The organism is Chloracidobacterium validum (assembly GCF_018304825.1).
Lineage (GTDB): Bacteria > Acidobacteriota > Blastocatellia > Chloracidobacteriales > Chloracidobacteriaceae > Chloracidobacterium > Chloracidobacterium validum.
Genome location: NZ_CP072648.1, coordinates 2,526,468 through 2,550,691, shown reverse-complemented (window position 1 = coordinate 2,550,691; position 24,224 = coordinate 2,526,468). Strand labels below are relative to the sequence as shown.

Below are 24,224 nucleotides of genomic sequence, written 5' to 3'. Positions count from 1 at the left end.
GTGGCGAACACAGGAAAGGAAGATCAAAGGCTCATGACCGAACGCATTGCCGTCGCTATGTCGGGCGGCGTGGATAGCTCGACTGTCGCGGCGCTGCTCAAGGAGCAAGGCTACGACCTCATCGGTCTTTCCATGCAGCTCTGGAACCAGCGCCGCATCAACGTGGACGCGGATGGCAACCCCTTACCCTCGCGCTGCTGTTCGCTTGATGACCTTTACGATGCGCGGGCCGTAGCTGACTTACTGGGAATTCCATTTTATGTGCTCAACTTTGAGGAGGATTTTGAGTCCCGCGTCGTCCGGCCGTTTGTGGTGAGCTATCTGAACGGCAATACGCCTAGCCCCTGTGTCGCCTGCAACAGTCGGATGAAGTTTGATACCCTGGTGGCGCTGGCGCGGGATGTCGGGGCGACGAAAGTTGCCACCGGACACTATGCGCGGGTGCAGTTCAACCCCACCACCGGACGGTGGGAACTGCTCAAGGGGCGCGACCTGCGCAAGGATCAATCCTACTTTCTCTTTGAGCTGACCCAGGACCAACTTGCCTGCGCGCTTTTTCCATTGGGTGAGCTGTCAAAAGCTGAAACCCGCGAGATTGCCCGGCGCCATGGGCTGCCAACGGCTGAAAAAGCTGAAAGCCAGGAAATTTGCTTCATTCCTGATGGCAACTATGCGCGTTTCATCGAACGCTATCTGGCGGATGCTGGCGGTAGCGTGGAAGGCGTCCCCCAGTCACCGGTCGCGCCGGCGCTGGTGCAGCTCGGATTACGCCGAAACTTACCGCAGCCGGGTGACATCGTGACTACGGATGGGCGCGTGTTAGGCCGGCATGCCGGGACGCACCGCTACACGATTGGCCAGCGGCGTGGCCTTGGCGTTCACACCGGCGATGGGCGCCCACTTTACGTGGTCGGGATTGACGCGGTCAGCGGCCGGGTCATCGTTGGGTCAGAGGAGGATTTGCCGGGCAAGTCGCTAGTGGCTGGCCGCCTGAACTGGATCGCGGTCACGTCCCCAACGGCGCCGCTGCGCTGCGCGGCACGCATTCGTTACCGCCATGAGGAAGCGCCAGCGGTGGTCTATCCACAACCAGATGGTACGGCGCGGGTTGTTTTTGATACGCCCCAGAAGGCCATGACGCCCGGCCAGGCGGTTGTTTTCTATGATGGCGAGCGAGTCCTGGGCGGCGGTTGGATTTTAGCCCAGGACTGATTGCGCCTAGGCGTTTGTCGAGCTGGGTCAGCGCAAGACAAATACCTTGCTTCCCTAGAAAAAAATACTTGTTAGTCTGACTTCTTTGTTGCGTTACCGGGCTAAACTCGCTAAACACAAACCAATGGCAAGAACAAATTTTTGCGCGAGACCGTATGGCACCAACCGTTGCTTCCATCACCTGTGTTTGGCTGCATGGCGATTCGCTCTCGCCTCATGACGCGGCATTGCAGGCTTATCCCGATGCGCCGGTTGTGTTTGTGTTTGATGAACCACTGCTGACCGGACACTACCGCCTGACCTTCAAGCGGTTGTTCTTCATGTACGAGTGCCTTGTGGACCTTTACGAGCAGATTCCCAATCCAGTCAAGGAACTGCGCCGGGGGCGGGTGGTGGATGAAGTTCTGGATGTTTGCCGGGCCTGCGGAGCAACCCAGCTCGCCGTAACGGAAACCTATGCGCCGCGCTACCGGCAATTCGTCCGCCAGTTTGAGCAGCACGGGCTGACGGTGCGGCAGTTTCCAAAGCCCAAGCTCGTGCCGTATAGTGGCCCAGCGCCCAAACGTTTCATGGCATTTTGGAAAAGAATCGAACGAGCTGCTTTCCGTGATTGACCCGCGCCAGGGTGGATCATCGCATTGTGTATCTGCTTCCGCCTACGAGTAACCATGCCTTTAGCCCGAATTCTCAACCGCACCAGCGCGAAGCACCCGCGAAGTCTTAGACAGCGCGACGCGCTGATTGAGCTTACAGCCGACTTCATCGAGCGGGCGAACCTCGAAGTTGGAGAGACCTATCGCTTTCAGATTGACCGCCAAGACATCGTCATTGACGACCTGCCGGACGACTTTCACGGATTTACCATTGCGCAGCTCTCGGATATCCACCATAGCCCGTATCTTTCGCTTGAGCATCTCGAGGAAGCGGTTGCTGAAACCAATGCGCTACACCCGGATGTCATCGTGTTGACGGGCGATTATGTGACGCACACGACGCGCTATGTTGAGCCATGCGCGGAGTGTTTGGGACGCTTGCGCGCGCGCTTCGGGGTCTTTGCCGTTTTGGGCAACCACGATGTCTGGGTTGGCGCGGCGGTGGTGACGCGAGCCTTTGAGAAGCAGGGAATTCCCGTCCTCAACAACACCAACCTTCCGCTCTATATCGGCGGCCGGTTTATTTACCTGTGTGGACTTGGCGATACGACGACGCGCAACCACGATCTCGTGGCCGCGCTCAAGGGAACACGGCGGCGGGACGTGCGGATTCTGTTGTCGCATAACCCGGACATCATCAAGGAAGCCTCGCTCGCTGAGTGTGACCTCGTGCTGTCAGGACACACCCATGGTGGGCAAGTCAAGCTTCCGGTGATTGGTTCGCCGATTTCCTACAACCGGCACGGGAAACAATATACCCGTGGCTTGGCGCAGATGAAGGAAACCCAGATTTATGTCAACCGCGGGCTTGGGACGATTTTTTTGCCGATTCGCTACCAATGCCCGCCAGAAATTTCCCTCCTGCGCCTGGTTCGCCCCGGCACGCAGGAATTGCGAACTTAGAACCGAACCATGACGCGCGGACGACAACAACGTGGCGCCGAGCGGGGGAGCGGGTTTCAGGAAGCGATCAATCACACCAACGAAGCGTATGAAAAGCTCGGACGTGCGTGCATTACACGCAAAGCCATTCCGGGGAAATATGTTGTGCCCACGAATATCCGCCGGCGGGGATTGGTCATTCCGCTTACGCCATCGCTTGCGCCACTCAAAACGGGGGCAACGATGACCGCTGCGGCGCTGCAAGCCAGTCTGGTCGCCGGTCAGGCGGGTGACCCCCGTGCCTTTGTGCCCGAGTCACGGGGCGAGCCGGACTACGGCGGGGTCATGGCTCCCGGAGGACGGGCGATTTTTTACGATGCCAAGACAACCAAGCGCAACGCGCTTGACTTCGACAATCTACATCCGCATCAGGTGACATTTCTTGAGCGGATGGCAGCCTGTGGTGCCGCGGCGGGATTTCTGGTTGAATTTGCTGCGCATCAATCAGTTTTTTTTGTGCCTATTCAGGTCGTGACACTTTTTCGCGCGGCACGCCGCCGCAAAAGCATTCCCTATCAGTTTTGCGCCGAGCAGTTGGAGCGCGTTTCAGCCGGGCGGGGATTGGTCATTTATGACTATCTGACGGCAATCGAGCGTCAGGAAGCCCGTCACGGTGCAACCTATCAAGGCTTTGTCAACCAGATAAAAGCGGACCCCAAACCACGGCGGCCAACCTTTGCCGGGAACTGTGGCTAAACCAAGAACCCAGACCATTTGCCAAGAAACCAGTGCCAAAGCCAATTGTTTTGATTGCCGATGATGAAGAGCTGCTATGCGAGCTGTATGCCGAGCTGCTGGAGCCGGAGTATGAAATCGTCCTAGCCCAAAATGGGCAGGAAGCGCGGCGCAAGGCGCTGGCCCTCCCGGCTTTGCAAGGCATCCTGACCGACGTGCGAATGCCTGGTCTCAACGGCTTGCAGCTTGCCAAGGACGTGCTGGCCCAGCGCCCAGAAGTGCGTATCATCATTATGTCTGGCACGGACATTACGGCGCATGTTCGCCGCCTGTTCCCGCCCGACCGGGTGGCTTTTCTGGTCAAACCATTTGAACTGGAAGATTTACAGCAAGTCGTGCGCCGGATGTTCCGGCGCTGAGCGCGTTGCCGGATGGTAGCGCGGTTGCCCGCAGACCTCCCACCTAGCGCAGTCGTGGTTAGCGCGGCAGGCGGCGAACCAGCACCAGGGTCATGTCATCGGTGGCTGGGGCGCGGCCGACAAACCGACTTACCGCTTCATCCACGCGGTCGCGCAGGCGTGAGGTGTTCAAGTCCCGGTGTTTGACAACGGTTTGCGCAAGTCGCGTGAGGCCAAAGATTTCACCTTGTTCGCTTGCACTCTCGGTCAAGCCGTCGGTGTAAATCACGAGGACGTCGCCCGGCGCGAGGCATCCCTGGATGACACCCGGCGCGGACCCCAATGCAATCCCGACCGGAATGCTCTGGGCCGGCAGCTCGGTGTAGGTTCCATCCGCCCGCACCAGTAGCGCCGGGTCGTGGCCGGCGCTCGTGTAGCAAAACGCGCCCGTCGCCGGATCAAGCTCGGCACAAAACAGGGTGAGGAACTTGTTGTCTGGCGAGTTTTCAACCACATAGTCGTTCACCGCGGCAACGATGTCGGTCAGGGAGCGTTCGGTTTGGGCTTGAGCGCGTAGCGCTGCATGGACGCTGGACATCATCAGTGCCGCGCCCATGCCCTTGCCGGCAGCGTCGCCAACGGCAATGAGCAGCTTCCCATTGCCACGCGGAATGAAGTCATAGTAGTCCCCTCCGATTTCACGGCAGGGAAAACTCAAGCCGGTGATGTCGTAGCCTGGCAGGTGAGGCGGGCGGGCGGGGTGCAAGCTCAGTTGAATTTCACTGGCGACCTTGAGTTCTTCTTCAAAGCGGCGGGTCTCGAGGCGCGCCTCCAGCAAGTTGGCGTTCTCGACCTTGATGGCGGCCACGCGGGCAATTGTCATCAGCAGGTTGAGATCGTCTTCGTCGAAGCAGCCGACCGCAAACGGGCTATCCAAGTAAAGCATGCCGAGCACTGCTCCGCCCCCGATGAGCGGCGCGGCAATGAGTGAAACGGCCGAGGTCTCGCCGCTCATACGGTCATCTGCCTGGGCATTCAGAACCAGTATGGGGTCTCCGTTTCGCATGACGCACTCGTAGATTGACCACGGTAGCGTGACTTCCCAGTTGGCCGCCGACTGGGTAGCGCGGTGCGCTTGTGGCTGGAGTGCCCCGTGGGTGTCTCGTAGCAGCAGATAGGCTCGCTCGGCGGCCAGCGCCTCAAAGGTGAGGCCAAGAATGGTGTCGAGGGTCTCCTCCAGCGATTGGTCAACCAGCAGGGTTTCCACAACCGAGCTAAACAACCCCAGCCAATCACGAGAGCGGCGGGCAAGCTGCGCCGTTGGCGATTGGGGCGTGAGGGTCGCTGTTTCCGCTTGGTTCAGGCGTGGGGTTGATCCGCTTGCCGGTCGTCGGGGCAGCGTATGCCGGGACGTAAGAATTTCCGTTGGGGCGGTCGGACCGGCTTCCGTAAAGCGAAATGCGGGCGATGAGATGTGCGAGCCAGATGCATAAGTCGTCACATCGGCGACGTGAAGCTCCGTTTCACCAACCCGAATGATGTCGCCGAGCTGAAGCGCGGTACTGGACTCAATCCGCCGCCCATTGTGATAGGTGCCGTTGGCACTGCCACTGTCATGAAGCACAAAGCACTCACCATCCCGCCGAATCTCAGCGTGCAGCCGCGAAACGAAAGGGTCGTTCAAGCAGACATCGTTTCGTGACGACCGACCGATGGTAAGCCGGAAGCCTTTCAGCAAGACTTCAAACGAAGCCCCCGATGGCGGGCGAACCTGGATCGCCGGGGGTAAGTGGCGTGAAATCATGAAGCCTAGCCAGGATTGTGCTCTCTGCGCTGCCGTGAAGCCGCGCTGGATTCGTCAGCGAGCCGTGAAGCGAACGCGCGTTTCACCGAGTTTAAGCTCGTCGCCGTCTTGCAGTGGGTGCGGCGTCTTCGGTATCAGCCGGGTACTCCCATTGAGAAATGTTCCGTTGACGCTTGACAGATCCTCAATGAAGAAGCGGCCGCCTTCCTGAAATAATCGTGCATGGCGACGTGAGACCTTGGTCTCAAAGTCGTGTGGCGTCAGGTCAATTTCGGGAAAGTTCCCCGTGTGTGGGTCTGTCCGCCCCAGCAGCAGGCTTTCCTTGACAAGCTCGTAGGCTGCCGTGGTCTTGCCGTGCGCATCAATGACCTGCAAGCGAGCTATGGTCCGCCCAGTCGCGCCGCTCCGTCCACCGGCACTGGGTTGAGCGGCGCCACAGTGCGGACAGAAAGCGTCATCCGGTGCAATGCTCCCACCACAGGCGATACAAAAGGCTAGGTCGAGGTTGGGCATCGGTGGGCTGTCAAGCCGCCGGAGGTGTTCTTCCAGCATGCGCTTCATTTCAGCCGCCGAAGCTGGGCGATCATGGGGTTTGTGCGCAACAGCCTTGATGACGATGGTTTCAATGCCTTTGCTCAGTTTGGGGTTGATGTCGCGCGGGCGCGGATAGCGGTCAAAGTCGAAGATGAGCAATGGATTGTCTTGTGGGTCAGACCCGGTCAGCAAGTGAAACATCGTGGCCCCGAGCGAATAGAGGTCCGACCGTGGCTCGACTTGACCCGAAAAGAGTTCTGGTGGCGCGTACCCCATCGTCCCGATTGCCGTCACGCCCTTTTGCGTCGGTGAGACGAAGCGGGCAATCCCAAAATCAATCAGCATGACCCGCGGTGGCGTCCGGCTGTCATCCAACATGAGGTTGGCAGGTTTGAGGTCGCGGTAAATGACGGGTGGATTCTGGTTGTGGATGTAGTCCAACACATCGCAGGTTTGAATCGCCCATTCCGTCACCGTTCTTTCATCAATGTAGCCGGTCGGACTTTCTTTGAGCTTTTTAGCCAAGTCGCCGCCAGGAACGTACTTCATCACGAGGTAATACTTACCGTCGTTGACAAAGTAATCATAGACCGTCGGGATGGATGGGTGTTCGAGGCTAGCCAGCAGTTGACCTTCGCGCTGAAAGTCTTCAATGGCCTTCTGCCGTTGAGCGGGGTCGGTAAAAACGTCAAACATTTCCTTGACGGCGCGGCGGGTCTTGTCGTTCGCTGGACCAAATTTCTGATCATAGGCTAAATACACACTGCCCATGCCGCCGCCACCAATCCGCTTGACAATGCGATAGCGTCCTTCGAGCAGCGTCTCTGGCGCGAGTTGTTTTTGATTCACCATGATTTGGCAATGCTGGATTTAGCAATACTGGCGCGCGTTAGGGGAGCCAACCCGCGCCTGACCAAGCACAACGTGCGCTTCAGCGAATATAAAGAAACTTCAGAAATGTTTTGCCGACAATGATTTCGTCACCATCATTGAGCGGATGACGGTTGCCCGGAAGCAAACGGCGACCGCGGTTGACGAACGTGCCATTGGTGCTGCCAAGGTCTTCGAGAACATACTGCCCCTCTTGGCAAACGATGCGCGCATGACGGCGGGAGACTTTTGCCTCTGGGTCATCTTGATCGAGGTCAACATCTGGAAAAATACCCCCGTCGGCATCCCACCGCCCAATGTTTGACTCGGTTTCGGTCAGCAGGAACTCTTTTCCAACCGTGCCTCCGCGTTGAATGACAAGCTTGGCGCGCACTACCGAGGACGACACCGGTGGTTTAGCCGAAGGGACTGGCGACGGTCCTTGCGGCGCTTTGTCAGCGACATTCATCGCGGGAACGCTTGGCATGGGTGGCGGCATGGCGGCTGGCGGTGCCGGGGGTACGAATGGGGTTGGCGCAACGGGTGGTGTCACAACGGGGGCTGGCGTGGGTGGCGTGACGGCAAAAACGTCACCCACTGGAGCCATCGGAGGCGGCTCCAAGCGCGGTGAGGGAGTCATGGGGATGGATGGCATATTCGGCGGGGGCGGAGGGAACATTTCTGGCCTGGCCGTGCTGTGGGCAGCTATCACTGGGCTTTGCCCACCGCCTTGGTTACCTACTGCTGGAGCTACCCCGTAAGAAGCATTGTCGCGTGGCGGGAAACTGACCGGCGGTGTGGCACGTGGCGGCCCAGCCGCCGGGTGGCCATGAGCCGGAAGCAGTTGATAACCACACTCGTCGCAGTACTCTGATCCATCGAGATTGTCGGTACCGCACTGCGGGCAACGTATCATCGCACGTGACCTCACCTTGAACTGCGTATGATGGTCGAGGAGCCAAAGCAGTAGCCGATTATAGCCAAAACCATGCCTTGGGCAAGCAGCTTTCCTGCCCCAAGCTCAGCCAGCCATAACGAGCGAGGCTCAACCCTGGCCAACCACACCCTTAGTCAACTCATGCGTGCGAACTCATGCGTGCGCAACGACGCCGTGCCGATTGTTCGCCACATCTCAGCCGCGGGCATGGGCCCAGTCCCGTAAAGCAAATAGGTAGAGTAACGGGCCAATAACCGGAAAAGCGATGATAAGCGCCACTGAGACAAGTTTTCGTCCGAGCGTTCCACCACCCCGAATCGCATCAGCCAGGGCAATAATCCACAGCGTCGTGGTGATCAGCCAGAACATGTAACGCAGCATGGTCGGGGTCCTCCGTTGATTTGTTACAACAACTTGCTGGTTCAAAGCCTTGCGCGCCGACCCTTGCGAAGCGCTTCGGCGCAACTATCAATGATGCAGACGATCGGCACTGCCAGGAGGTTGACCTAAAACACAAGCTTTCACCTGGAAGGCAAAGCTTGTACGCTTGAGACTAGGTAAAAGTTGCTAGGCATAAACACGGCCCTGGTGGACTGTTGCCATCGAGCCGTGGTTGCTTTGCCGTCGGCTGTCGCCCACGTCAGCATCGCGGTTGGGCTTGCCGAAATCAATTGTCCATCTGCTTGTGTGGGGGCGTATGTCAAGTCGTAGGCCGTTCATTGTCGGGAACTGGAAAATGCACAAAACCGTCGCTGAGACGGTGGGCTACGTCGCTGAGTTCGCATCGCATCTGCCGTCATCGTCCAGCGGGTGCGATATGGCCATTGCGCCGCCCTTCACGGCGCTTTCGAGCGCAGTGGCGGCAGCGCACGGAACGACCCTACAAGTTTTCGCTCAAAATGTCGCCGCGGAAGGCCCGTCAGGCGCTTTTACCGGCGAAGTGTCAGCCGCTATGCTCAAAGAGGTCGGATGCCAGGGTGTCATTGTCGGCCACTCTGAGCGGCGGCGCTACTATGGCGAGACGGATGCGGTGGTTGCTATGAAGACGCGCCGGGCGCTCGATGCTCAACTTCTCCCAATCGTGTGCCTGGGCGAGACGCTGGCCGAGCGTGAGTCCGGTGCGGCGTTGGAGGTCATCGCCCGCCAGTTACGGGCAATAACCGATACATTGACAGACGCTGACGTTCACCGTATAGTGATCGCTTACGAACCGGTGTGGGCGATTGGCACGGGACAAGCCGCAACGCCCGATATCGCCCAGCAAATGCACCGGCATATACGCGCCATTTGGGAGGCAACGTTTGGCGCTTCGGCCGACACGCTCCGAATTCTCTACGGCGGAAGTGTGACGGCAGACAACATTGCAGAGTTTACAGCGCTGTCAGACGTGGATGGCGCACTGGTTGGTGGGGCAAGTTTGTCACCCTCTGGTTTTGCTAACCTCGTTCGTGGGGCGCTGGCGACATCACCCGCATCCCAAGGCGTCTAACTTGGCCAAGACACCGAACGGTGCAGATGTTCCCTGTGAGTGGATTGTCGGTTGATGGAAATGACATTGTCGTGGGGTAGAGCTTCCTAGATGCCTTGGTATGCTTATGCGCTTTATGCGCTTTTCGTGGTTATTTGCCTATTGCTCATTGGGGTTGTTTTGCTTCAGCCGGGCAAGGGCGATATTGCGCTTTTCGGGGGCGGCAGTCAGACGGCTTTTGGCCCGCGTGGCGCGCAAAAACCCCTTGAGCGAGCAACATTTATTTTAGCTGGCCTCTTTATGGCCGTTGCGTTTCTGTTCTCGGTGCCTGGCATCCTTGCGCCACGCTCGGCGGCTTCGGGTATCAAAGACACGCCACCACCAAAAGAAGACGCGCCCAAGGAAGATAAGAAACCGGACGAAAACAAAAAGGATGCTGGCGCTGAAGGTAGCGGAGCATCCGGCGCCGACAAGGTCAACGAAGGTCAGAACGAGAACCTGCCGGTTGATAAGGAAAAAGGTGACCAGGGAAAAGGAGCCGCTCGCCCTACTCCGGCCAACCCAGACCAGCCGGCAGGTGCGAAAAAGACAGACTCAAAGGAGAAATGAAAGCTGGCCAAATCGGCCGGCACGAACCTGACTATGCCGAAGTGGTGGAATTGGTAGACACGTACGTTTGAGGGGCGTATGGGCAACCGTGGGGGTTCGAGTCCCCCCTTCGGCACCATCTTCAAGGGGCGCGCGATTTCGTGCGCCCTTTGGCTTTTCAGGCTGACGGCTTTTCAGGCTGACGTTTCGGCTCAAGCCGAACGGTTCACGTCGCGGCCAAACCCCGACCCGAAGACAAACTGGTGGACACGCGCATCATCGGTCATTTCAGGATGAAACGTCGCCGCAAAGACACGTCCTTGGCGAACCCATACCGGATAACCACCGCATTCAGCCAGCACTTCGACTTCAGTCCCGACCGATTCAATGATGGGAGCGCGAATAAACACCAGCTCGAGCGGCGCTTCGCCCAGCGCCGTGATGCAGGCGGTGTCTGTAAAGCTGTCGAGTTGCCGTCCGTAACCGTTGCGCCGTATCGTCATGTCCAAGAGACCAAGCGATGTCTGGGCGGGATGGATAACGGACTGGGCAAGCAGGATCGCCCCAGCGCAGGTTCCAAACAGTGGGCGTTCGGATGCGGCAAACTCCCGCAAAGCGTCAAACCACGGCTCTGCCTGAAGGAAGCGCAGCATGGTGGTGCTCTCCCCGCCAGGGAGAATGAGTCCATCTAGATGCGCCAGGTCGTCAATCCGGCGGACAAAGCTTGGTTCTGCACCGGCGCGCCGAAGCGCCCTGGCATGGGCCGCGAAGTCGCCTTGAAAACTCAGTATCCCGACGCGCCGCCGGCCATTTGTCATCGTTAAACTCAGCCCTCGCTTTTCTAACGGTGGAACTTCTGGGGATGGACTGTACCACGGGCACTCAGCCCAACCAACTGGACGGGGCAAAGGCTCCCACCGACCAAAGCATGACGTTGAAGTAATGTTTGACCTTGGTTTTACCCCAAAGTAGGTTGAAAACATCACGGGACATGCGCGTCGGTCCGTCGCTGTTGGCATACCCCGCACGGATTCCTCGATACTGAGTCTTGGCTGAGTTAGGCGACGGCACAAGTCCCTGGTTGGCGCGATTCGCGCCCTTCCCTTTCCTTCCGTCCCCGCTTCAACGTCCCCGTGAGTCAGGTTACTGACGATGCCGCCCAGGGTTTTGGTGCGGCTGGTGAAAGAGTCCTCTGTCGAGGGAGTTGCTTATGGCTAGCTTTTCGTCGTACGCGAACGGGGTGAAGCGGTGGTACCAAAAACTGGAACTACCCATGCCGCCGGAACGCATTTTCGGCGCGCACATGATGTTGATTGGTGGGCTGGCATGCCTCATCGGGACATATTTTTTCGCCAGTATGACGATGTGGAACGATGGTTATGTGAATATCACACTGCGTCCACGTCTCATTTCACTGGGGATTTACGATCCGTATGACACCGAACAAATTCAGCGGGTGTGGCTGCCGCTGATCGGTGAGTTCAGCACCAAACACCTGCCCTTTTTTGGTCAATATCCCCTCACCATGACCGATTTTCGGTTGTTTGGTTGGGGGTCGTTTCACATCGGGCTGGGTTTGTGGCTCATTTATGCGGGCGCCGCGCACTACTATGGCGCGCGCGGCGGCGCAACGATTGGCGAAATTTTCTGGCTGTTGCCGTACGTGCCGGGCCTGAAGGGCCTGTGCCAGATCAAGTGGTTCACGCCGGAAGGGCCGTGGTACAAGGTTGGGTTGCCATGGGGCAGCTTTGCCAATACACCGTGGCGCATCCTGCGGCGCACCTACGCTGACGCGCTCAGTCCGCACACGATTTACATTGGGCTGCTGTTCTTCATCTGGGGCGCGGTGTTGTGGTTTGTTCTCGACAAACCGCCAGTCCCACTCCAACCGGCCCAGGTGATGACCCCCAATGGGATGCTGCCAATTGAGCAAGCGCAGTTTCCATATGGCTGGTATGACCCGTACTTGCAGCAGGTCATGCACCCAATGAACACCATCAATGGTGAAACGACGATGTGTTTCGTGTGGGGGGTGCTCTTTGTGGCGCTCGGCGCTTACTGGTGGTATCGGCCGCCGCGCAGCGTCAACATCACCCACCTCGAAGACACCAAGGCGGTGTTTCATGTTCACCTGACGGCGATTGGTTATGTCAGCTTTGCCCTGGCCATCGTCGGTTTCCTGGCGCTGCGCAACCATCCGTCATATCTGATGCTCAACGACATGAACGTAATCATCTACGGGAAGAAAATCGTCAATCCCGGTCGGATGATTCACAACATGATTACGTTCAACCACGTCCAGGTTGGCTTGATCTATGTGGCAGCCGGGGTCTTTCACGGTGGTCAATATCTGCATGGGCTCAATATCTCCGGAGCGTATAAACAAGCCCGCTCGAAGTTCATCACCTGGTTCCAGAATCCCGACTTGCAGACCAAGATTGTCGGCACGACCATGTTTGTCAGCTTCGTGACGGTCGTGTTTGGCTATGGGATGATCTGCTGGAATACCGGTTCAGAGCTTGACCTCAACTTCGGTATTTACCAGTTCCGCTCCTACCGCGCGATTCAGATGGACGGTGAGGCTGGTAATGTCGGCTATCGGGTGTTTCGTCCAAAGAATGCGTGGGATCCAACGGCCGGTGGTGACTGGGTCACGAACCCCGACGGCACGGCCAAGCTGGTCAAGGCGCGTAACTTGCAAGTCGGCGACCGCATCCTGAACGAAGAATTGGGCATTGGTTCGTCGCCGACCTACAGCTTCACGACCATTGAAGAAATCAACTACAAGCCAGAGTGGGGCCAGTCGAAGCTGTATGCCGTGCAGTGGGGAAGCTGGACGCATTTTCTGCGCAAAGTCAACCCGCTGTTCTGGGTGGACAAGGGGATCTGGTACCTCCAGAACCAAAAAACCTTTGAAGCCTCCCGCAAGGCTGACGAAACCTACCTTGCGGCGCACCTCAAGGCCGTGAGCTTGCTCAACCAGCTGGATGACGCCAAGACGGACGACGACAAGAAGAAAGCTCAAGAAGCCCTCGATAAATTCCGGCCAGACCTCGAAAAAGCTCACGCAGCCATGCTGGAGTGGAATGAGCGCCTCGCCAGCACGCCGGCTGTGCTTTACTCAAACCTGCGCGATCAGCATCGGGATGGCGAAATCAACGACGCGATCTTCTTCTGGTTGATGATTGGCGGCTGGCTGTTTGGCTTCATCCCACTCCTACGGATTGCCTTCCACAACTATCAAAGCCCGTGGTATCGGGACTTTGAATGGCGTAAGCAATCGCCGGATTTCCCGTGCATTGGGCCGGTCAAAGGCGGGACGTGCGGCGTCTCGATTCAGGATCAGTTATGGTTCTGTATCTTGTTTTCCATCAAGCCACTCTCAGCCATCGCCTGGTATCTGGATGGTGGCTGGATTGCGACTATGATGGCGCGCGGCAACGAGGCCTACTACCTGACCCACAACATTAGCCACACGGGCGGGGTGTTCCTGTACATGTGGAATGAAACCACCTGGATTTGGACTGACAACCACTTGACGGCCATGCTCTTGCTCGGACATCTCATCTGGTTTGTGAGTTTTGCGCTCTGGTTCAAGGATCGTGGCTCACGGGCCGAAGGCGGTGACATTCAGAGCCGCTGGGTGCGCTTGATGGGCAAGCGGTTAGGGATCAAAACCCTTCAGGAAGTGCGCTTCCCGGTTTCAAATCTGGCGACGGCGAAGTTGTGGGGAACGGTGTTCTTCTACACCGGCACCTTCGTGTTGGTGTTTCTCTACTTTGCCGATGGGTTCTTCCAGAATCGCTAGCCAACCAATCCGGTGGATGACGGCGCTCCCGTCTCCACCGGTGCTTTCCCGGCTTCGTGCCGAATCCTGTAACAAAGTTCACATTGCCGTAGGTGACGGTTGTGGACATTTTTCAACACGGGCCTTGAAAAAGTATCCGTCATCTTGTGGTGTGAATCTTTTGGTGTGAAAGGCAAAGTCACCATGGCAGAAGAGAAAGCGGCAGCCGAAGAGAACGCGGCCAAAGAAACAACTGAAGCAACAAGTGGCGCAGCAGCCAAAGCTCCGGCGAAAGCCGCTGCCAAAGCGGCCGCCAAAGCACCGGCCAAAGCTCCAGCTAAGGCTGCGCTCCCTCCCATCCCCGGTCCGCCAAATCGGCTCTCTCGCCCGAAAGCGGCAGCACCCAAAAAGAAGCGTGAGAAGAAGATTTATACCATTATCGAAGAACTGTGCATTGGCTGTGGCTTTTGTACGGATGAGTGTCCGCCCAAGGTCAACGCCATTTTGCCACGCGATGTGGAAGCCGTTCTGGATGGCGGTGAGACGTACTGGATTGACCAGGTGCGTTGCATTAGTTGCTCGTTGTGCTTTGTCGCGGGAACGTGTCCGACCGATGCCGTTGTTTTTACGGAAGGCGGTGTTTCACGCACGCAGTATATGGAAGACTACATGCACATCGAGATGGTTGATCAACCATACTGGCGTGAGCGCAACGAATTGTCCCGAATTGGGTCACTGCTTTGAAGTATACTAATGGTGTGAGGACCTCCCCATAATGTTTTCACACAGGTTTTAACCCCGGAGTAAGCCGCAGTAGTTTTCGGACTACTGCGGCGCGGACGGAAGGAAACTCCGTCAAAGAAAAGCCTTCCGCTCCCTGCGTCCCCTGCACTCTAGCCAGCGCTTCGTCCCGGAACTTCGTGGGTTCAGGCTGGCTCGTTTGGGAACCCCAAACCGTCACTTTCCTTATCTTGCAGGAGACAGCCGTTATGGCAAGCAAACTCACTACCTCAAACTATGACCTTGACCTCGAAGACACTGGTTGGGGAACGCTCCGCGCGGAAGCCCGTATCTCGAACGTACCGTCTGCTTCCCCGCTTTTGCCGATTGACGGTGAACTCAAGCTCGAAGCCAAAAAGATCGAAGACGACGTGGTCCGGCTCACCTTCTTCGGGCAGTCCATCGTGGATGGCATTTTGGGCCGGGTTGAAGGCGAGTCCGACATTGCCAACGAGTCGCCGACGCGCCGCGTTGCGGCCGGCGATGGCAAGATTACGGTTGGAAAGTTTTCGCACCGTTTTGAGTTTGAGGGTGTAGTGGATTGTCTGCGTTATTGGCGCTCAAAGGCCATTGACGACAACGTCATCGCGCGCAAGCAGCGCCTCTTGTGTGGCAACCTGTTTCATGACCTGTCCATTCGAGTCCCGCTGGATAGCGAGGAGGTCATCGATACCTGGCTCGAAATGCAAGATGCCTTTCGCAACTCACCCAACTTTGGCGATTACATCAAGGATGTGTGGTTGATTGGGCCATTGTGGAACGCCCTGGAACAAACCGGTCAAAGCCTTGACAACATAGATGTGTATTACTTCTCGGAAGTGGAAGGCGGTGAAAAATCCCGCATTGACTTCCGGTTCGCCGGTGGCGGCACGGGGATCGTGGACTCCATCAGCCGGTGGCTCGAACTGTTCCCGATTGATGGTCTTGGGAAGCCTGTCAATCAGGGGGGGCGCGTGGCACGGCTCCAGGGTAACTTCAATGCCAGCGTCCAGGGTGTCGAAGTCAAGCTGTTTGTCGAGTTACCGGGCTTTACGGTGCCCATTGAGGGCGGCAAGCGAAAAATCCTGAATCACCCCCTGGTTCCACTGGCGCATCACGGCATCGCTGTCAACTCCGAGCCGGCCGACCTTGGCATCCGCTTCAAGGTTTCGATTCCGAAAGGGAGGAAGTTCGTCGAAACTGCGAACAGCTTCGAGTGGGATCGCGCCGCTGAAAACGTCCGGATTTTCACGGGCGGGCGTTACAAGGCCTGGGCCGAAGGCATTTGCAAAGGCAGTTATTCACCATTCGATATTTTCTTTGGGTAGTGAGGGGTTCAGATGGTGAGTTGGCTTGCCCGCACCTAACTCGCAACTGTCGCCAAGCGGCGGTGGGATTGCGTTGACGAAAGCGTTCAAAATTCGATGCCAGTGTGTGGCGATAGCGCACACTGGCCGGGGCCATCATGACGAGCACACGAGTCATCATTTATTCCGGCAAAGGCGGGACAGGCAAAACAACGGTTTCGGCGGCGACCGCCGTGACCTTGGCGGCGGGCGGAAAAAAAGTCCTGGTCATTTCAAGTGACCCAGCCCATTCGCTGGGGGACGTGTTCCAGGTCTCTCTCTCGCGGACCGAGCCGACGCGGATTGCCGATAATCTGTTTGGTTTGGAAATAGACACGCTTTACGAAGCCAAGCGCAATATGGGTAACTTCGAGAAGTTTGTGTCTGAAAGCTACGAAAAACGGGGCATTCGCTCTTCCGTGGCGTCGGAGCTTTCAACGCAGCCCGGCCTGGATGAAATCTTCTCGCTGGTGCGGCTGCATCGGGAAGCGCTTTCCGGAAACTGGGACGTGGTCATTCTCGATACGTCGCCGACCGGCAACACCCTGCGCCTGCTCGCGTACCCAGAACTCATCGTGGGTGGGAGCACCGGCAAGAAACTCTTTCGCGTTTACCAAGGCATGTCCTCGATGATGAAGCCCTTTGGTTCGTCATCGGGTCCCGACCCCGAGTTTTTCAACGAGGTCAATCAACTTCTGGATTCGATGAATCAGGTGAGTGCCTTTCTCACTGGAGAACAGGTCACGCTACGTCTGGTGATCAACCCTGAAAAGCTTTCGATTCTCGAAAGCAAGCGAGCTTACACGTTCACCCACATTTATGGGCTGACGATTGATGCGGTGGTCGTCAACAAGATTTATCCGGTTGGCGATGCGCTGCACGGAGCTGAACTCGGTAGCTACTTTGATTACTGGTCAAAGCTCCACGGACGCTACCTGGAGGACATCGAATCGGCTTTTGCGCCACTTCCGATTTTCAAACTCTTTCTTGAGCCTTGCGAACCGCTGGGGGTTGAGGCCCTCCGTGAGGTCGGCGCCAAGGCCTTTGGGGCAACCGATATCGGAAGCGTCCTCTATAGCAAGAAAAATATGTGGGTGGAGGAGCGGCAAACCGCCGATGCGCCGGATATTCGGCGGTTTGTCGTGCGCATTCCCTTCCTTGCCGAGAACGAACACATCGAAGTCCAGCGCGTTGGCATGGACCTCTACATGTGCATTGGGCGGATTGCCCGAAGCGTCTCGCTGCCACGCATTTTGTCAAATGCCGACATGGTTGGCTACACGGCGGCGGGCGAACTTCTGACCGTGACGTTCCGCGAGCGCGCGCGTGAGCCGGAACCACCCCGTTTGACACGGCTGCGACGTTCCCCAGCCAGTGCTTGATTGTGTGGAGCCAGGCTGTCCCGACAGCCCCTCCCTGAGAGGTAAGAGCATGAAAAACGTGAAGACTTTAGTGCTGGGCTGCGCGCTGGCGCTCCTGGTCGGCGGTTGTTTCGTCGGCTCCCGTGACCCAAATGAAACCCGCTATCCCAAAGCAGCCATGCCCCTGCAAAATCAAACTTCAAAGACGGCGGAAGAAATCGCGCGTGAAAGCATTGCACAGAACACCCCTAGCGCCCGCGACGCGGCAGCGTTGCGTGACCGCGTGACGCCACTGAACTTGCAGCAGGTCAATGAACAGGATGTTGCCGGTAATGATCCCCTGGGATCACCGGCGCGGGTTGAGCTGAATGAAGCCGAAATGTACCGCGATCCAATCGAGATTTATCGTGAAGGACGCGCGCTCTTTCAAAACAACTGTGTGGGTTGCCATGGTCATAATGGCTGCGGGAACGTACCACGCTCAACCAACTTCACCGATCCCGGCTGGCAAGAAAACAACTCGGATGGTGGCATTTATTCCTCGATTTACAATGGCAAGGGGATTGGCAATGGTGGCGGCGCGATGCCGGCCTATTACAACCAACTGAGTCCAAAGCAGATCCGCTACTTGGTGACGTATCTGCGCGCTTTCAAGGGCAGGGAATGTAATGGCTTGCCAACCCTGAGCGACGTTGAGCGCATGGTGGCTGAACGCCAGAACAAGTAACCCCGAAACCCGCTATCAAGGCGCTTGGGAAAATTGTCTTCGGACAAGAAGCTGTGGCATATGAGTCACGCCCCGGAGGCCGAATCGAGGAGTAAGTTATGATGGACAAGATAAACAAAGTCGCCACGTTGGGTTTGGTGGCTATGTTGGCCACGGGATGCTTTGTTGGAGCGCGCAATGCCAGTGAGCCACGCTTGGGAGCGTCGCCAATTGCTTCTTCGCGCGCCGCGCCAAACTTCCTCCGCGAAGCGCAAGTGCTCTACGAAGGCTCGACGGATGGGCTGCCCGAAGACACGCCGGCGGATGAAGTTGCGCATTACAAAATGATGCTGGCGGAGCTACAGACGCGCAACTACGCCGCTTGTGCCGGCTGCCATCAGGCCAATGGAGGCGGTAACAAAGCCATCAATGCGACCAATTTTCAAGATGCCGGTTGGCAGCGCAACAATTCGTCGCCGGGCATGGTAACGTCTATCGTCAACGGCAAGGGCAAGGTCATGCCAGCTTACAAAGACAAGTTGACGTTGCAGCAAATCAACTATCTGGTTGAGTACATTCGCCGCTTCGAGAAGCAGAAAACCGATGCGGCTCCCATTACGGCTGGCATACCGCGTGGAACCGTGCCGGCTGAACCGACTCCAACACCCGACGAGACAGTTCGCCGCTGAAACTCCTTCTTGACTGAAGCTTGGGCGAGAACCTGCCGGGGCTGGGGGATACTCCCCAGCCCCGTTTGCCAAGCTTTCACTCGCCTGACGCAAGGACAGTCAATCCTTGAACAACTGGGCGCTCTAAAGCTCCAGAGCGGGTGTGGGTAGCTCGACCGAGGCCGGCTCGGCCACCTTGGCTTCGCACTCAAGCGCCAACTGGACGAGCCGCGTCGTCAGTGGCAGGTCGGCGATGCGCTCCAGGGCTTTGGCCGTGGTGCGTAGCGCGATTGGGATATAACCCAGGTAAACTGGGTTGCTCCGCACGGCGAACTGATAGGCATAGGTTCCAACCGCTTTGAGCAGGCGCTGTACCAGCATGAGCTGATATTCATGCTCAAACTGTTTTTGCGAAGCGTAGTACTGGTTGCCAAAAGCGGCGCTGTGCAGTTCCCAGAAGCGCTCTTTGAATGCCGCTTGGACGTCGTCCTCAAGCGCCGCGTATGGATCGCCCAGGAGCGAGGCCAGATCATAGGTCGCTGGTCCCAAGCGGGCGTCCTGGTGGTCAATGACCCAGAGTCGTCCCGCGTGACGCATGAGGTTGCGCGCGTGGTAATCGCGGTGACAGACCACCCGCGGCACCCGCGCCAGCCGATAGGTCAGGGCAAAAAGTTCGCCGAGCGTCAGCGCTTCCAGCTCTGCCGAGAGGGGCAACTGCCGATACCGTTCGACATAGTTGCGGAAAAAGTAGCTCATTTCCCAAAACAGCTTTTCATCGTCAAAGGCTTGCTGCCACGCGATAGAATCCTTGGCCCGAGCGATGGGCGTGGTTTTCTGGATGTCCACGATCAAGCGCAAAGCGATGTCATAATCCACCTGGCGCGTGAGTTCCGGCTCGGTCAGGAGCGCATCCTGGAGACGACAGTCACCAATGTCTTGCTGAAGAACGACGCCGCATCGCTCGTCAACGGCCAGAACCTGTGGAACCGGAATGCCAGCTTCTTGAAAAAGGTTCGTGACATCCACGTAAGCCCAGGCTTTGGCGTCAAACGGCTCGGCATAAACCGCAGCAATGTAGGTTGCCTCTGCCTGGCGAATACGGAAGTACATTCGGGTTGAGGCATCGCCCAGAAGCGGCTCAAGTGAAATGGGTTCGGGTGAAAAGTGATCACTGAGGAAAGCAGTGAGTTTGTCAGTCGGGCGTGGGAGTGGAGCGTGGTTCATTCGTATGGGTTGCGTGGGCTTTCAAGGTGTTCCCCTGGCAGTGGGTGCGGAGAGGTGGAAAGGTTGCGTAGGTTGCGCCAGACCGCCGCTCCGCGCTCAAGTTCAGTTCCAGTAAACCGATACACCCGCCCGTCCGTGAGCGTCACGGTCAGTTGCGTGCGACTCGCTTGAAGTCTGGCAATGTCTTCGGTGGCAATGGAAAGACTCTCCATACCACTTGGCGCAGCAAAAACGAGTCCTGTGGCTGAGAAGCGTAACGTCCCGGCTTGGGATACTTGGGATGACTGACGACCAGTCAGTTGACGGGCTGCCGGGAGTGAGACGGCGGAAACGGTTTGGTTATCCTTGGGGGCTTGCTGGCGTTCAAGCTGGCGCAGCCGGTTGTAGAGGGCGCGATCTTCGGGGAAGAGCCGGGCGAGGCGGCGGTATTCAGCCGTAGCGCGCGCCAAATCCCCCTGAGCAACATAGCGCTCGGCCGTGGACTGGGCAGCGTGCCGCACTTCGGCCCGGAGCCTTTGCGCTTGGGACTGTCCGCGGTCATGGGCGAGCACTTGGGAAAGATAGAAATAAGCGTTGGCCTGGGGTGGGTCAAGGTAGTGTCCGTTGGCCAGCGCAGCTTCGGCCAGGGCCAAAAATCGAGTCGCCCGCCCACGGTTGGCTTCAATCAGGTCGGCGATGCGATTGATGCCGGACTTGCTTTGTTCATCACTTGGAAAGCGCGACAGAAGCGTCGCATAAGCCGCCTGCGCCGCTGCCAGGTCGCCACGGCCGGCAGCGAGTTCGGCCTGGCGGGCAAGTGTATCTCGGATGCGCGCCCGAAGCGCGCGGGCTGGCTCGTTGTCGGGTTGAATAAGCAGTACGGCATCCGAGTAATACAGCGCATTGTCATTGGCTGGCGTCACGAGGTCGCCACGCCGAAACGCTTCTGCTGCCTGCTGCATAAACTCGGCAATACGCTCAGTTGGCGCACCGTCCCGCGCCGGGGACGGCTGGAGGTCGGCCTTGACGGGTTGCAAGACAAAGCTGACCGCCGCCGCCGTGTCCTTTTCCTCGACCAAGACCTCACGTTCGGCCAGGATGAAACCCTCGTGGACTGCCCGCAGCGTGTGCAACCCAAGCCCAACCCGTTCAATGGTGCAGGGGGCGGTTCCGATGCGGCGTCCATCGAGCCAAACCTCCGCGCCGGGCGGCGTCGTCACGACATCGAGCTTACCCATCGTGGCCGGATGCCGGATATAAAGCAGTATCCCGGTTCCCACGAGGACCACGACAAGCAAAAAAACCGTCAGGCCGGTCGCCAGTCGACTGAGCTTGCCCCGCTTGGTGAAGGCTGATTGGAGACGAGTCTGGGTCCAGTGGGTTGTTGTCATGGCTTTCACTTGAACTCAGCTAACCTAAGCACGTAACCTAAGCCCATACGGCCGGTCAACCAAACCTTGTTTCCAAGACCTTGTTTCCAAGACCTTGTTTCCAAGGTAACAAGCAGTGTAGGTTTTGCCTTCTCTGAGCGTCAACACACCGCACACAGGTTGCAGTTCGTTGTAGTGTTGGACGACGCCATCTTGCCTTTTTGCCACGTATGCCAAGCGACTCTGTTTTTCCATTCGACGCACCGCTAGATGTTCTCATCAGCCAGTTGGCAGATGCATCCGCTCAGACTCGCTTACAGTCTGTGGAAGCGCTGCGCTTGCGCAAAGCGGCGTCGGCTTTACCGGCGTTGTTACCTTTGCTGCATGATCCAGATTGGTGGGTGCGGGTTGCCACGGCTGACGCAATTGGTGAACTTGGTGATGAGACGACGACCCAGGCGTTGCTGCCCGACTTGCAGCACCCCGATCCGCTGGTGCGGAGTTCGGTAACGCTTGCGTTGGGGCAACTCCGCCACAAGCCAGACCTTGAAATGCTCTTGCCCATGCTGGGGGATCCGCATCACTGGGTCCGCTACGCGGCCGCGGTGGCGCTAGGTGAACTGGACGATATCCGGGCGGTGGATGCCCTCATCCCGTTGCTTTCAGAAGATAAAGATTACCTCGTGCGCGCCGGCGCCGCCCGGTCGCTAGGAAAAATCAAGCACCAGAAGGCAATTCGTCCACTCCGCCGCGCGGTTGTCAAAGATGATAACGAACTCGTCCGGGCTGACGCCCTTGAAGCCCTGCGTCAGCTTTGGAATGGCTCACTCGGCAACCCTGACGAGTAATCAGGCTATGAACTTTTGAGCCTTTCGAGGGCGCGGGTGATGAAATCGTCGTGTCCTTGAGTCAGCGCCGCCGCTTTTTCATACGCCGCGATGGCGGCTTCCCGACGTCCGGCGCGCTCGTGAACATAGCCTAGCTCACGCCAGACACCGGCTTCGTCTGGGAGTAGCTCGGTGGCTTTGGTCAACAGGACCGCCGCGCGGTCGAGCTGCTTTTCGCGCGACAGGGCAAGTCCTAAGGCAAAAACCAACGCCGCTTGGTCAGGCTGCGTGGCAAGCGCGCGGTCGAGTTCAGGAATGGCCTTGGCAAACTGCCGCTGGGCGACCAGGAGTCGCCCCCGCAGGCCGGCCGCCAAGCTTGGCTCGGTTCGATTGACTTTCTCGATGCTTGCCGCCGCTTGTTTGGCCGCGGCCGGGTCATCTGGATTGGCTGTTAGGCGGGCGACATCGAGTTCTGCCAGAAGTCGCCAGGCTTCCGGCTGGCGGTCATCCCGCGCAACCGACTGCACCAGCACCTTTCGCGCGGCGGCTTCGTCGCCCTGCCGATAGTGGGCGTAACCCAGCAGGGTTAGTGTGGCGGTGTCCGCTTCAGGGCGCGCTGCCGCAAATTCCAATTCAGGAATGGCCCCGCGGCTGTCCCCGGCCAAAAAAAGCGCCTTGCCGAGCGCCAGGCGCGCCACCGCATCCTCGCGGTTTTCCTGGGCGCGCGTCAGTTCACTGGCCTTGCGCAAGGCGGCGGCGGCGGCGGCATACTGCTTCATTTGCAAGCGGCAAAGCCCGATCATGCGATAAGCGACGGCCTGTTCCGGGTAATGAACGGCCACAGGTTCAAGTGTTTCGAGCGCCGTGGCATACTGTTCTTGCTGATAGAGCGAGATCCCGCGCTGAAGACGCGCCTGGGCTTCCTCGTCTTCCATGAAGCGACGCGCGCCTTCCTGCGCTGAGATCGCGCCGACCGAGAGCAGACAGCCAAGACCAAGGAGGCCTAGGTGCGCCCAGAGCCGTGAAGACCACCACCGTGCGTACCACCAGCTCCGACAAGTTGCTTTGCGTTTGTGCTGGACAAACCACATCACGTATGGACACCTCCAACGTGGAAGATTACCATTAGGGCCATATTTCACGCTGGTTTAGCCGTGTCGTTGCATTCCCCCATCCAAGTTCGCTCAGTCGCCTGACTTGCATTAGCAAACCTTTCTTGAGCCAATACCTTCAGCCGCACCATGGAACACCGTCAAGCGAATGACTCGCCGCTCACTGAAGCCGACATCGAGCTGTTCAACCGCTTTTACGTGGACTTCCTGGGCAAGCGCCTTGACGACCCGATGTCATTTCTCAAGGTTGGCACGCTGTTACGGCGTGGTGACCTGCGGGCCTTCCTGCGGGAAACCATGACGCTGCGCGCGGTCTTTGAGCAAGCGATTCCCAACATTCGGCAGCGTGACTTGTTGCTAAGTTTTCCTGGCGTGTTGCCAAACTTGCACAATATCGTCTTCGACCTGTCGCAAAGCTACGGCGCGGAAGGCAACACCGTCCAGTTCATGAAGCGCGAGCAGGTGGAAAAGCACCTCGACGGGACGGAGATGTTCCGACTCGACGTGGACAAGGCCATGGAGAATTTTCCATCCCTGCCTGATGATGACCGGCAAGCCTTGCTTCAGTTAGCTGCGGCTCGCCCTGGCGAAGCGACCCTGCGTTTTCTCATCGTCATTCTGGCTGACCACCTCTTTCTGGTTGTGCTGCCGAGTCAGGTCGCGGATACCACGCCGGCGCTGGGGCGCTTGCGGCAACTCATTGAAAGTCAATTGGGCGAAAAAGCCGATGAACTGATTGTCGAGTTCTTTACCGTTGGCGGCGGCTACGTCCGACGGGCCGGGGATGGGCTGGTTTTTGGTGGCAGCAATCCGTTGTTTGATCCGGCCTATGCCACGCCGGATGCCCCAGCCATCAAGGTTTTCCAGCAGCGATGGCAGGATCATAAGTTGTCGCTGGTCAAACGCATCCTGGCAGCCGAAGCCCCGAATCTCATTGTCGCCTTTGACCGCTAGAGCCGGTCTCCGCGACGCCCGGTGATTGATGCGCTCCGCTTGTCCGGCGC

Annotated in this window: 23 protein-coding genes, 1 tRNA gene and 1 pseudogene; 16 read left to right on the top strand and 9 right to left on the bottom strand. The window is 58.0% G+C overall.

Features of this window, described 5'->3' with window-relative positions; translation table 11 throughout:
• Positions 1-33 precede the first annotated feature (33 nt).
• The 5 genes from mnmA to J8C06_RS10670 all read left to right on the top strand — a co-directional run bounded on the left by mnmA (position 34) and on the right by J8C06_RS10670 (position 3,901).
• Positions 34-1,212 (top strand): tRNA 2-thiouridine(34) synthase MnmA, encoded by a 1,179-nt coding sequence (mnmA, locus tag J8C06_RS10690; RefSeq protein WP_211428677.1) that lies wholly within the window; start codon positions 34-36, stop codon positions 1,210-1,212.
• 155 nt (positions 1,213-1,367) lie between these two features.
• Positions 1,368-1,826, top strand: a complete 459-nt coding sequence (locus J8C06_RS10685) for a deoxyribodipyrimidine photo-lyase (protein ID WP_211428676.1) — start codon at positions 1,368-1,370, stop codon at positions 1,824-1,826.
• 54 nt (positions 1,827-1,880) lie between these two features.
• A complete protein-coding gene (locus J8C06_RS10680) occupies positions 1,881-2,768 on the top strand; it encodes a metallophosphoesterase (RefSeq protein ID WP_211428675.1) in 888 nt (295 codons plus the stop codon).
• Between the two features lie 9 nt (positions 2,769-2,777).
• The gene (locus J8C06_RS10675) at positions 2,778-3,503 is read left to right on the top strand and encodes a Holliday junction resolvase RecU (protein WP_211428674.1); all 726 of its coding nucleotides are present in this window, start codon (positions 2,778-2,780) and stop codon (positions 3,501-3,503) included.
• A 32-nt stretch (positions 3,504-3,535) separates the two neighbouring features.
• Entirely contained in the window at positions 3,536-3,901 is a 366-nt protein-coding gene (locus tag J8C06_RS10670) for a response regulator (RefSeq protein WP_211428673.1), read from the top strand.
• A gap of 58 nt (positions 3,902-3,959) precedes the next feature.
• On the opposite strand, the gene J8C06_RS10665 is transcribed toward J8C06_RS10670, so the two are convergent.
• The 5 genes and pseudogenes from J8C06_RS10665 to J8C06_RS10650 all read right to left on the bottom strand — a co-directional run bounded on the left by J8C06_RS10665 (position 3,960) and on the right by J8C06_RS10650 (position 8,406).
• Complete coding sequence (locus J8C06_RS10665) at positions 3,960-5,684, bottom strand: SpoIIE family protein phosphatase (protein ID WP_211428672.1); 1,725 nt, start codon at positions 5,682-5,684, stop codon at positions 3,960-3,962.
• Between the two features lie 54 nt (positions 5,685-5,738).
• The gene (locus J8C06_RS10660) at positions 5,739-7,070 is read right to left on the bottom strand and encodes a serine/threonine protein kinase (protein ID WP_211428671.1); all 1,332 of its coding nucleotides are present in this window, start codon (positions 7,068-7,070) and stop codon (positions 5,739-5,741) included.
• Positions 7,071-7,149: 79 nt separating this feature from the next.
• On the bottom strand, positions 7,150-7,695 hold the full coding sequence (locus tag J8C06_RS15320) for an FHA domain-containing protein (protein ID WP_281423824.1): 546 nt from the start codon (positions 7,693-7,695) through the stop codon (positions 7,150-7,152).
• 240 nt (positions 7,696-7,935) lie between these two features.
• Positions 7,936-8,004 (bottom strand): annotated as a pseudogene (locus tag J8C06_RS15465) (zinc-ribbon domain-containing protein); the annotation flags it as partial.
• A 216-nt stretch (positions 8,005-8,220) separates the two neighbouring features.
• Positions 8,221-8,406 (bottom strand): PLDc N-terminal domain-containing protein, encoded by a 186-nt coding sequence (locus J8C06_RS10650; RefSeq protein ID WP_211428670.1) that lies wholly within the window; start codon positions 8,404-8,406, stop codon positions 8,221-8,223.
• Positions 8,407-8,722: 316 nt separating this feature from the next.
• Between J8C06_RS10650 and tpiA the strand changes: the two genes are divergently transcribed.
• The 3 genes from tpiA to J8C06_RS10635 all read left to right on the top strand — a co-directional run bounded on the left by tpiA (position 8,723) and on the right by J8C06_RS10635 (position 10,220).
• Positions 8,723-9,514, top strand: a complete 792-nt coding sequence (gene tpiA, locus J8C06_RS10645; RefSeq protein ID WP_211428669.1) for a triose-phosphate isomerase — start codon at positions 8,723-8,725, stop codon at positions 9,512-9,514.
• Positions 9,515-9,604: 90 nt separating this feature from the next.
• Entirely contained in the window at positions 9,605-10,102 is a 498-nt protein-coding gene (secG, locus tag J8C06_RS10640; RefSeq protein WP_211428668.1) for a preprotein translocase subunit SecG, read from the top strand.
• A 35-nt stretch (positions 10,103-10,137) separates the two neighbouring features.
• Positions 10,138-10,220: transfer RNA gene (locus J8C06_RS10635), tRNA-Leu, on the top strand.
• A 73-nt stretch (positions 10,221-10,293) separates the two neighbouring features.
• On the opposite strand, the gene pdxT is transcribed toward J8C06_RS10635, so the two are convergent.
• A complete protein-coding gene (gene pdxT / locus J8C06_RS10630) occupies positions 10,294-10,899 on the bottom strand; it encodes a pyridoxal 5'-phosphate synthase glutaminase subunit PdxT (protein WP_211428667.1) in 606 nt (201 codons plus the stop codon).
• 392 nt (positions 10,900-11,291) lie between these two features.
• Here pdxT and J8C06_RS10625 point away from each other — a divergent pair, with 392 nt between their 5' ends.
• The 6 genes from J8C06_RS10625 to J8C06_RS10600 all read left to right on the top strand — a co-directional run bounded on the left by J8C06_RS10625 (position 11,292) and on the right by J8C06_RS10600 (position 18,729).
• Entirely contained in the window at positions 11,292-13,889 is a 2,598-nt protein-coding gene (locus tag J8C06_RS10625) for a hypothetical protein (protein WP_211428666.1), read from the top strand.
• Positions 13,890-14,072: 183 nt separating this feature from the next.
• Entirely contained in the window at positions 14,073-14,612 is a 540-nt protein-coding gene (locus tag J8C06_RS10620) for an indolepyruvate ferredoxin oxidoreductase subunit alpha (RefSeq protein WP_211428665.1), read from the top strand.
• Between the two features lie 245 nt (positions 14,613-14,857).
• Positions 14,858-15,955, top strand: coding sequence for a bacteriochlorophyll a protein (locus tag J8C06_RS10615; RefSeq protein ID WP_211428664.1), 1,098 nt, complete (start codon positions 14,858-14,860; stop codon positions 15,953-15,955).
• A gap of 137 nt (positions 15,956-16,092) precedes the next feature.
• On the top strand, positions 16,093-17,355 hold the full coding sequence (locus J8C06_RS10610; protein WP_211428663.1) for an ArsA family ATPase: 1,263 nt from the start codon (positions 16,093-16,095) through the stop codon (positions 17,353-17,355).
• A gap of 49 nt (positions 17,356-17,404) precedes the next feature.
• Positions 17,405-18,061 (top strand): c-type cytochrome, encoded by a 657-nt coding sequence (locus J8C06_RS10605; RefSeq protein WP_211428662.1) that lies wholly within the window; start codon positions 17,405-17,407, stop codon positions 18,059-18,061.
• A gap of 98 nt (positions 18,062-18,159) precedes the next feature.
• Positions 18,160-18,729 (top strand): c-type cytochrome, encoded by a 570-nt coding sequence (locus J8C06_RS10600; RefSeq protein WP_211428661.1) that lies wholly within the window; start codon positions 18,160-18,162, stop codon positions 18,727-18,729.
• A gap of 123 nt (positions 18,730-18,852) precedes the next feature.
• Here J8C06_RS10600 and J8C06_RS10595 read toward each other — a convergent pair whose 3' ends face one another.
• A complete protein-coding gene (locus J8C06_RS10595) occupies positions 18,853-19,932 on the bottom strand; it encodes an aminoglycoside phosphotransferase family protein (protein WP_211428660.1) in 1,080 nt (359 codons plus the stop codon).
• Positions 19,929-21,302: a PEGA domain-containing protein gene (locus J8C06_RS10590; protein WP_211428659.1), complete on the bottom strand. Its 1,374-nt coding sequence runs from the start codon at positions 21,300-21,302 to the stop codon at positions 19,929-19,931. Before J8C06_RS10590 ends, J8C06_RS10595 begins: the two co-directional genes overlap by 4 nt.
• A gap of 209 nt (positions 21,303-21,511) precedes the next feature.
• Here J8C06_RS10590 and J8C06_RS10585 point away from each other — a divergent pair, with 209 nt between their 5' ends.
• Positions 21,512-22,129 carry a HEAT repeat domain-containing protein gene (locus J8C06_RS10585; RefSeq protein ID WP_211428658.1) on the top strand — a complete coding sequence of 206 codons (618 nt, stop codon included), beginning with the start codon at positions 21,512-21,514 and terminating at the stop codon, positions 22,127-22,129.
• 5 nt (positions 22,130-22,134) lie between these two features.
• Here J8C06_RS10585 and J8C06_RS10580 read toward each other — a convergent pair whose 3' ends face one another.
• Entirely contained in the window at positions 22,135-23,199 is a 1,065-nt protein-coding gene (locus tag J8C06_RS10580) for a tetratricopeptide repeat protein (RefSeq protein WP_211428657.1), read from the bottom strand.
• 150 nt (positions 23,200-23,349) lie between these two features.
• Here J8C06_RS10580 and J8C06_RS10575 point away from each other — a divergent pair, with 150 nt between their 5' ends.
• On the top strand, positions 23,350-24,174 hold the full coding sequence (locus tag J8C06_RS10575; protein WP_211428656.1) for a hypothetical protein: 825 nt from the start codon (positions 23,350-23,352) through the stop codon (positions 24,172-24,174).
• Positions 24,175-24,224 lie beyond the last annotated feature (50 nt).

Coding starts and splice junctions, on each gene's coding strand:
- J8C06_RS10650 (WP_211428670.1), bottom strand. CDS start 8,406: ATGCTGCGTTACATGTTCTGGCTGATCACCACGACGCTGTGGATTATT.
- J8C06_RS10660 (WP_211428671.1), bottom strand. CDS start 7,070: ATGGTGAATCAAAAACAACTCGCGCCAGAGACGCTGCTCGAAGGACGC.
- J8C06_RS10575 (WP_211428656.1), top strand. CDS start 23,350: ATGGAACACCGTCAAGCGAATGACTCGCCGCTCACTGAAGCCGACATC.
- J8C06_RS10610 (WP_211428663.1), top strand. CDS start 16,093: ATGACGAGCACACGAGTCATCATTTATTCCGGCAAAGGCGGGACAGGC.
- J8C06_RS10680 (WP_211428675.1), top strand. CDS start 1,881: ATGCCTTTAGCCCGAATTCTCAACCGCACCAGCGCGAAGCACCCGCGA.
- J8C06_RS10590 (WP_211428659.1), bottom strand. CDS start 21,302: ATGACAACAACCCACTGGACCCAGACTCGTCTCCAATCAGCCTTCACC.
- J8C06_RS10580 (WP_211428657.1), bottom strand. CDS start 23,199: ATGTGGTTTGTCCAGCACAAACGCAAAGCAACTTGTCGGAGCTGGTGG.
- tpiA (WP_211428669.1), top strand. CDS start 8,723: ATGTCAAGTCGTAGGCCGTTCATTGTCGGGAACTGGAAAATGCACAAA.
- J8C06_RS15320 (WP_281423824.1), bottom strand. CDS start 7,695: ATGGCTCCAGTGGGTGACGTTTTTGCCGTCACGCCACCCACGCCAGCC.
- J8C06_RS10665 (WP_211428672.1), bottom strand. CDS start 5,684: ATGATTTCACGCCACTTACCCCCGGCGATCCAGGTTCGCCCGCCATCG.
- pdxT (WP_211428667.1), bottom strand. CDS start 10,899: ATGACAAATGGCCGGCGGCGCGTCGGGATACTGAGTTTTCAAGGCGAC.
- J8C06_RS10605 (WP_211428662.1), top strand. CDS start 17,405: ATGAAAAACGTGAAGACTTTAGTGCTGGGCTGCGCGCTGGCGCTCCTG.
- J8C06_RS10600 (WP_211428661.1), top strand. CDS start 18,160: ATGATGGACAAGATAAACAAAGTCGCCACGTTGGGTTTGGTGGCTATG.
- J8C06_RS10625 (WP_211428666.1), top strand. CDS start 11,292: ATGGCTAGCTTTTCGTCGTACGCGAACGGGGTGAAGCGGTGGTACCAA.
- J8C06_RS10620 (WP_211428665.1), top strand. CDS start 14,073: ATGGCAGAAGAGAAAGCGGCAGCCGAAGAGAACGCGGCCAAAGAAACA.
- mnmA (WP_211428677.1), top strand. CDS start 34: ATGACCGAACGCATTGCCGTCGCTATGTCGGGCGGCGTGGATAGCTCG.
- J8C06_RS10675 (WP_211428674.1), top strand. CDS start 2,778: ATGACGCGCGGACGACAACAACGTGGCGCCGAGCGGGGGAGCGGGTTT.
- J8C06_RS10615 (WP_211428664.1), top strand. CDS start 14,858: ATGGCAAGCAAACTCACTACCTCAAACTATGACCTTGACCTCGAAGAC.
- J8C06_RS10585 (WP_211428658.1), top strand. CDS start 21,512: ATGCCAAGCGACTCTGTTTTTCCATTCGACGCACCGCTAGATGTTCTC.
- J8C06_RS10685 (WP_211428676.1), top strand. CDS start 1,368: ATGGCACCAACCGTTGCTTCCATCACCTGTGTTTGGCTGCATGGCGAT.
- J8C06_RS10595 (WP_211428660.1), bottom strand. CDS start 19,932: ATGAACCACGCTCCACTCCCACGCCCGACTGACAAACTCACTGCTTTC.
- secG (WP_211428668.1), top strand. CDS start 9,605: ATGCCTTGGTATGCTTATGCGCTTTATGCGCTTTTCGTGGTTATTTGC.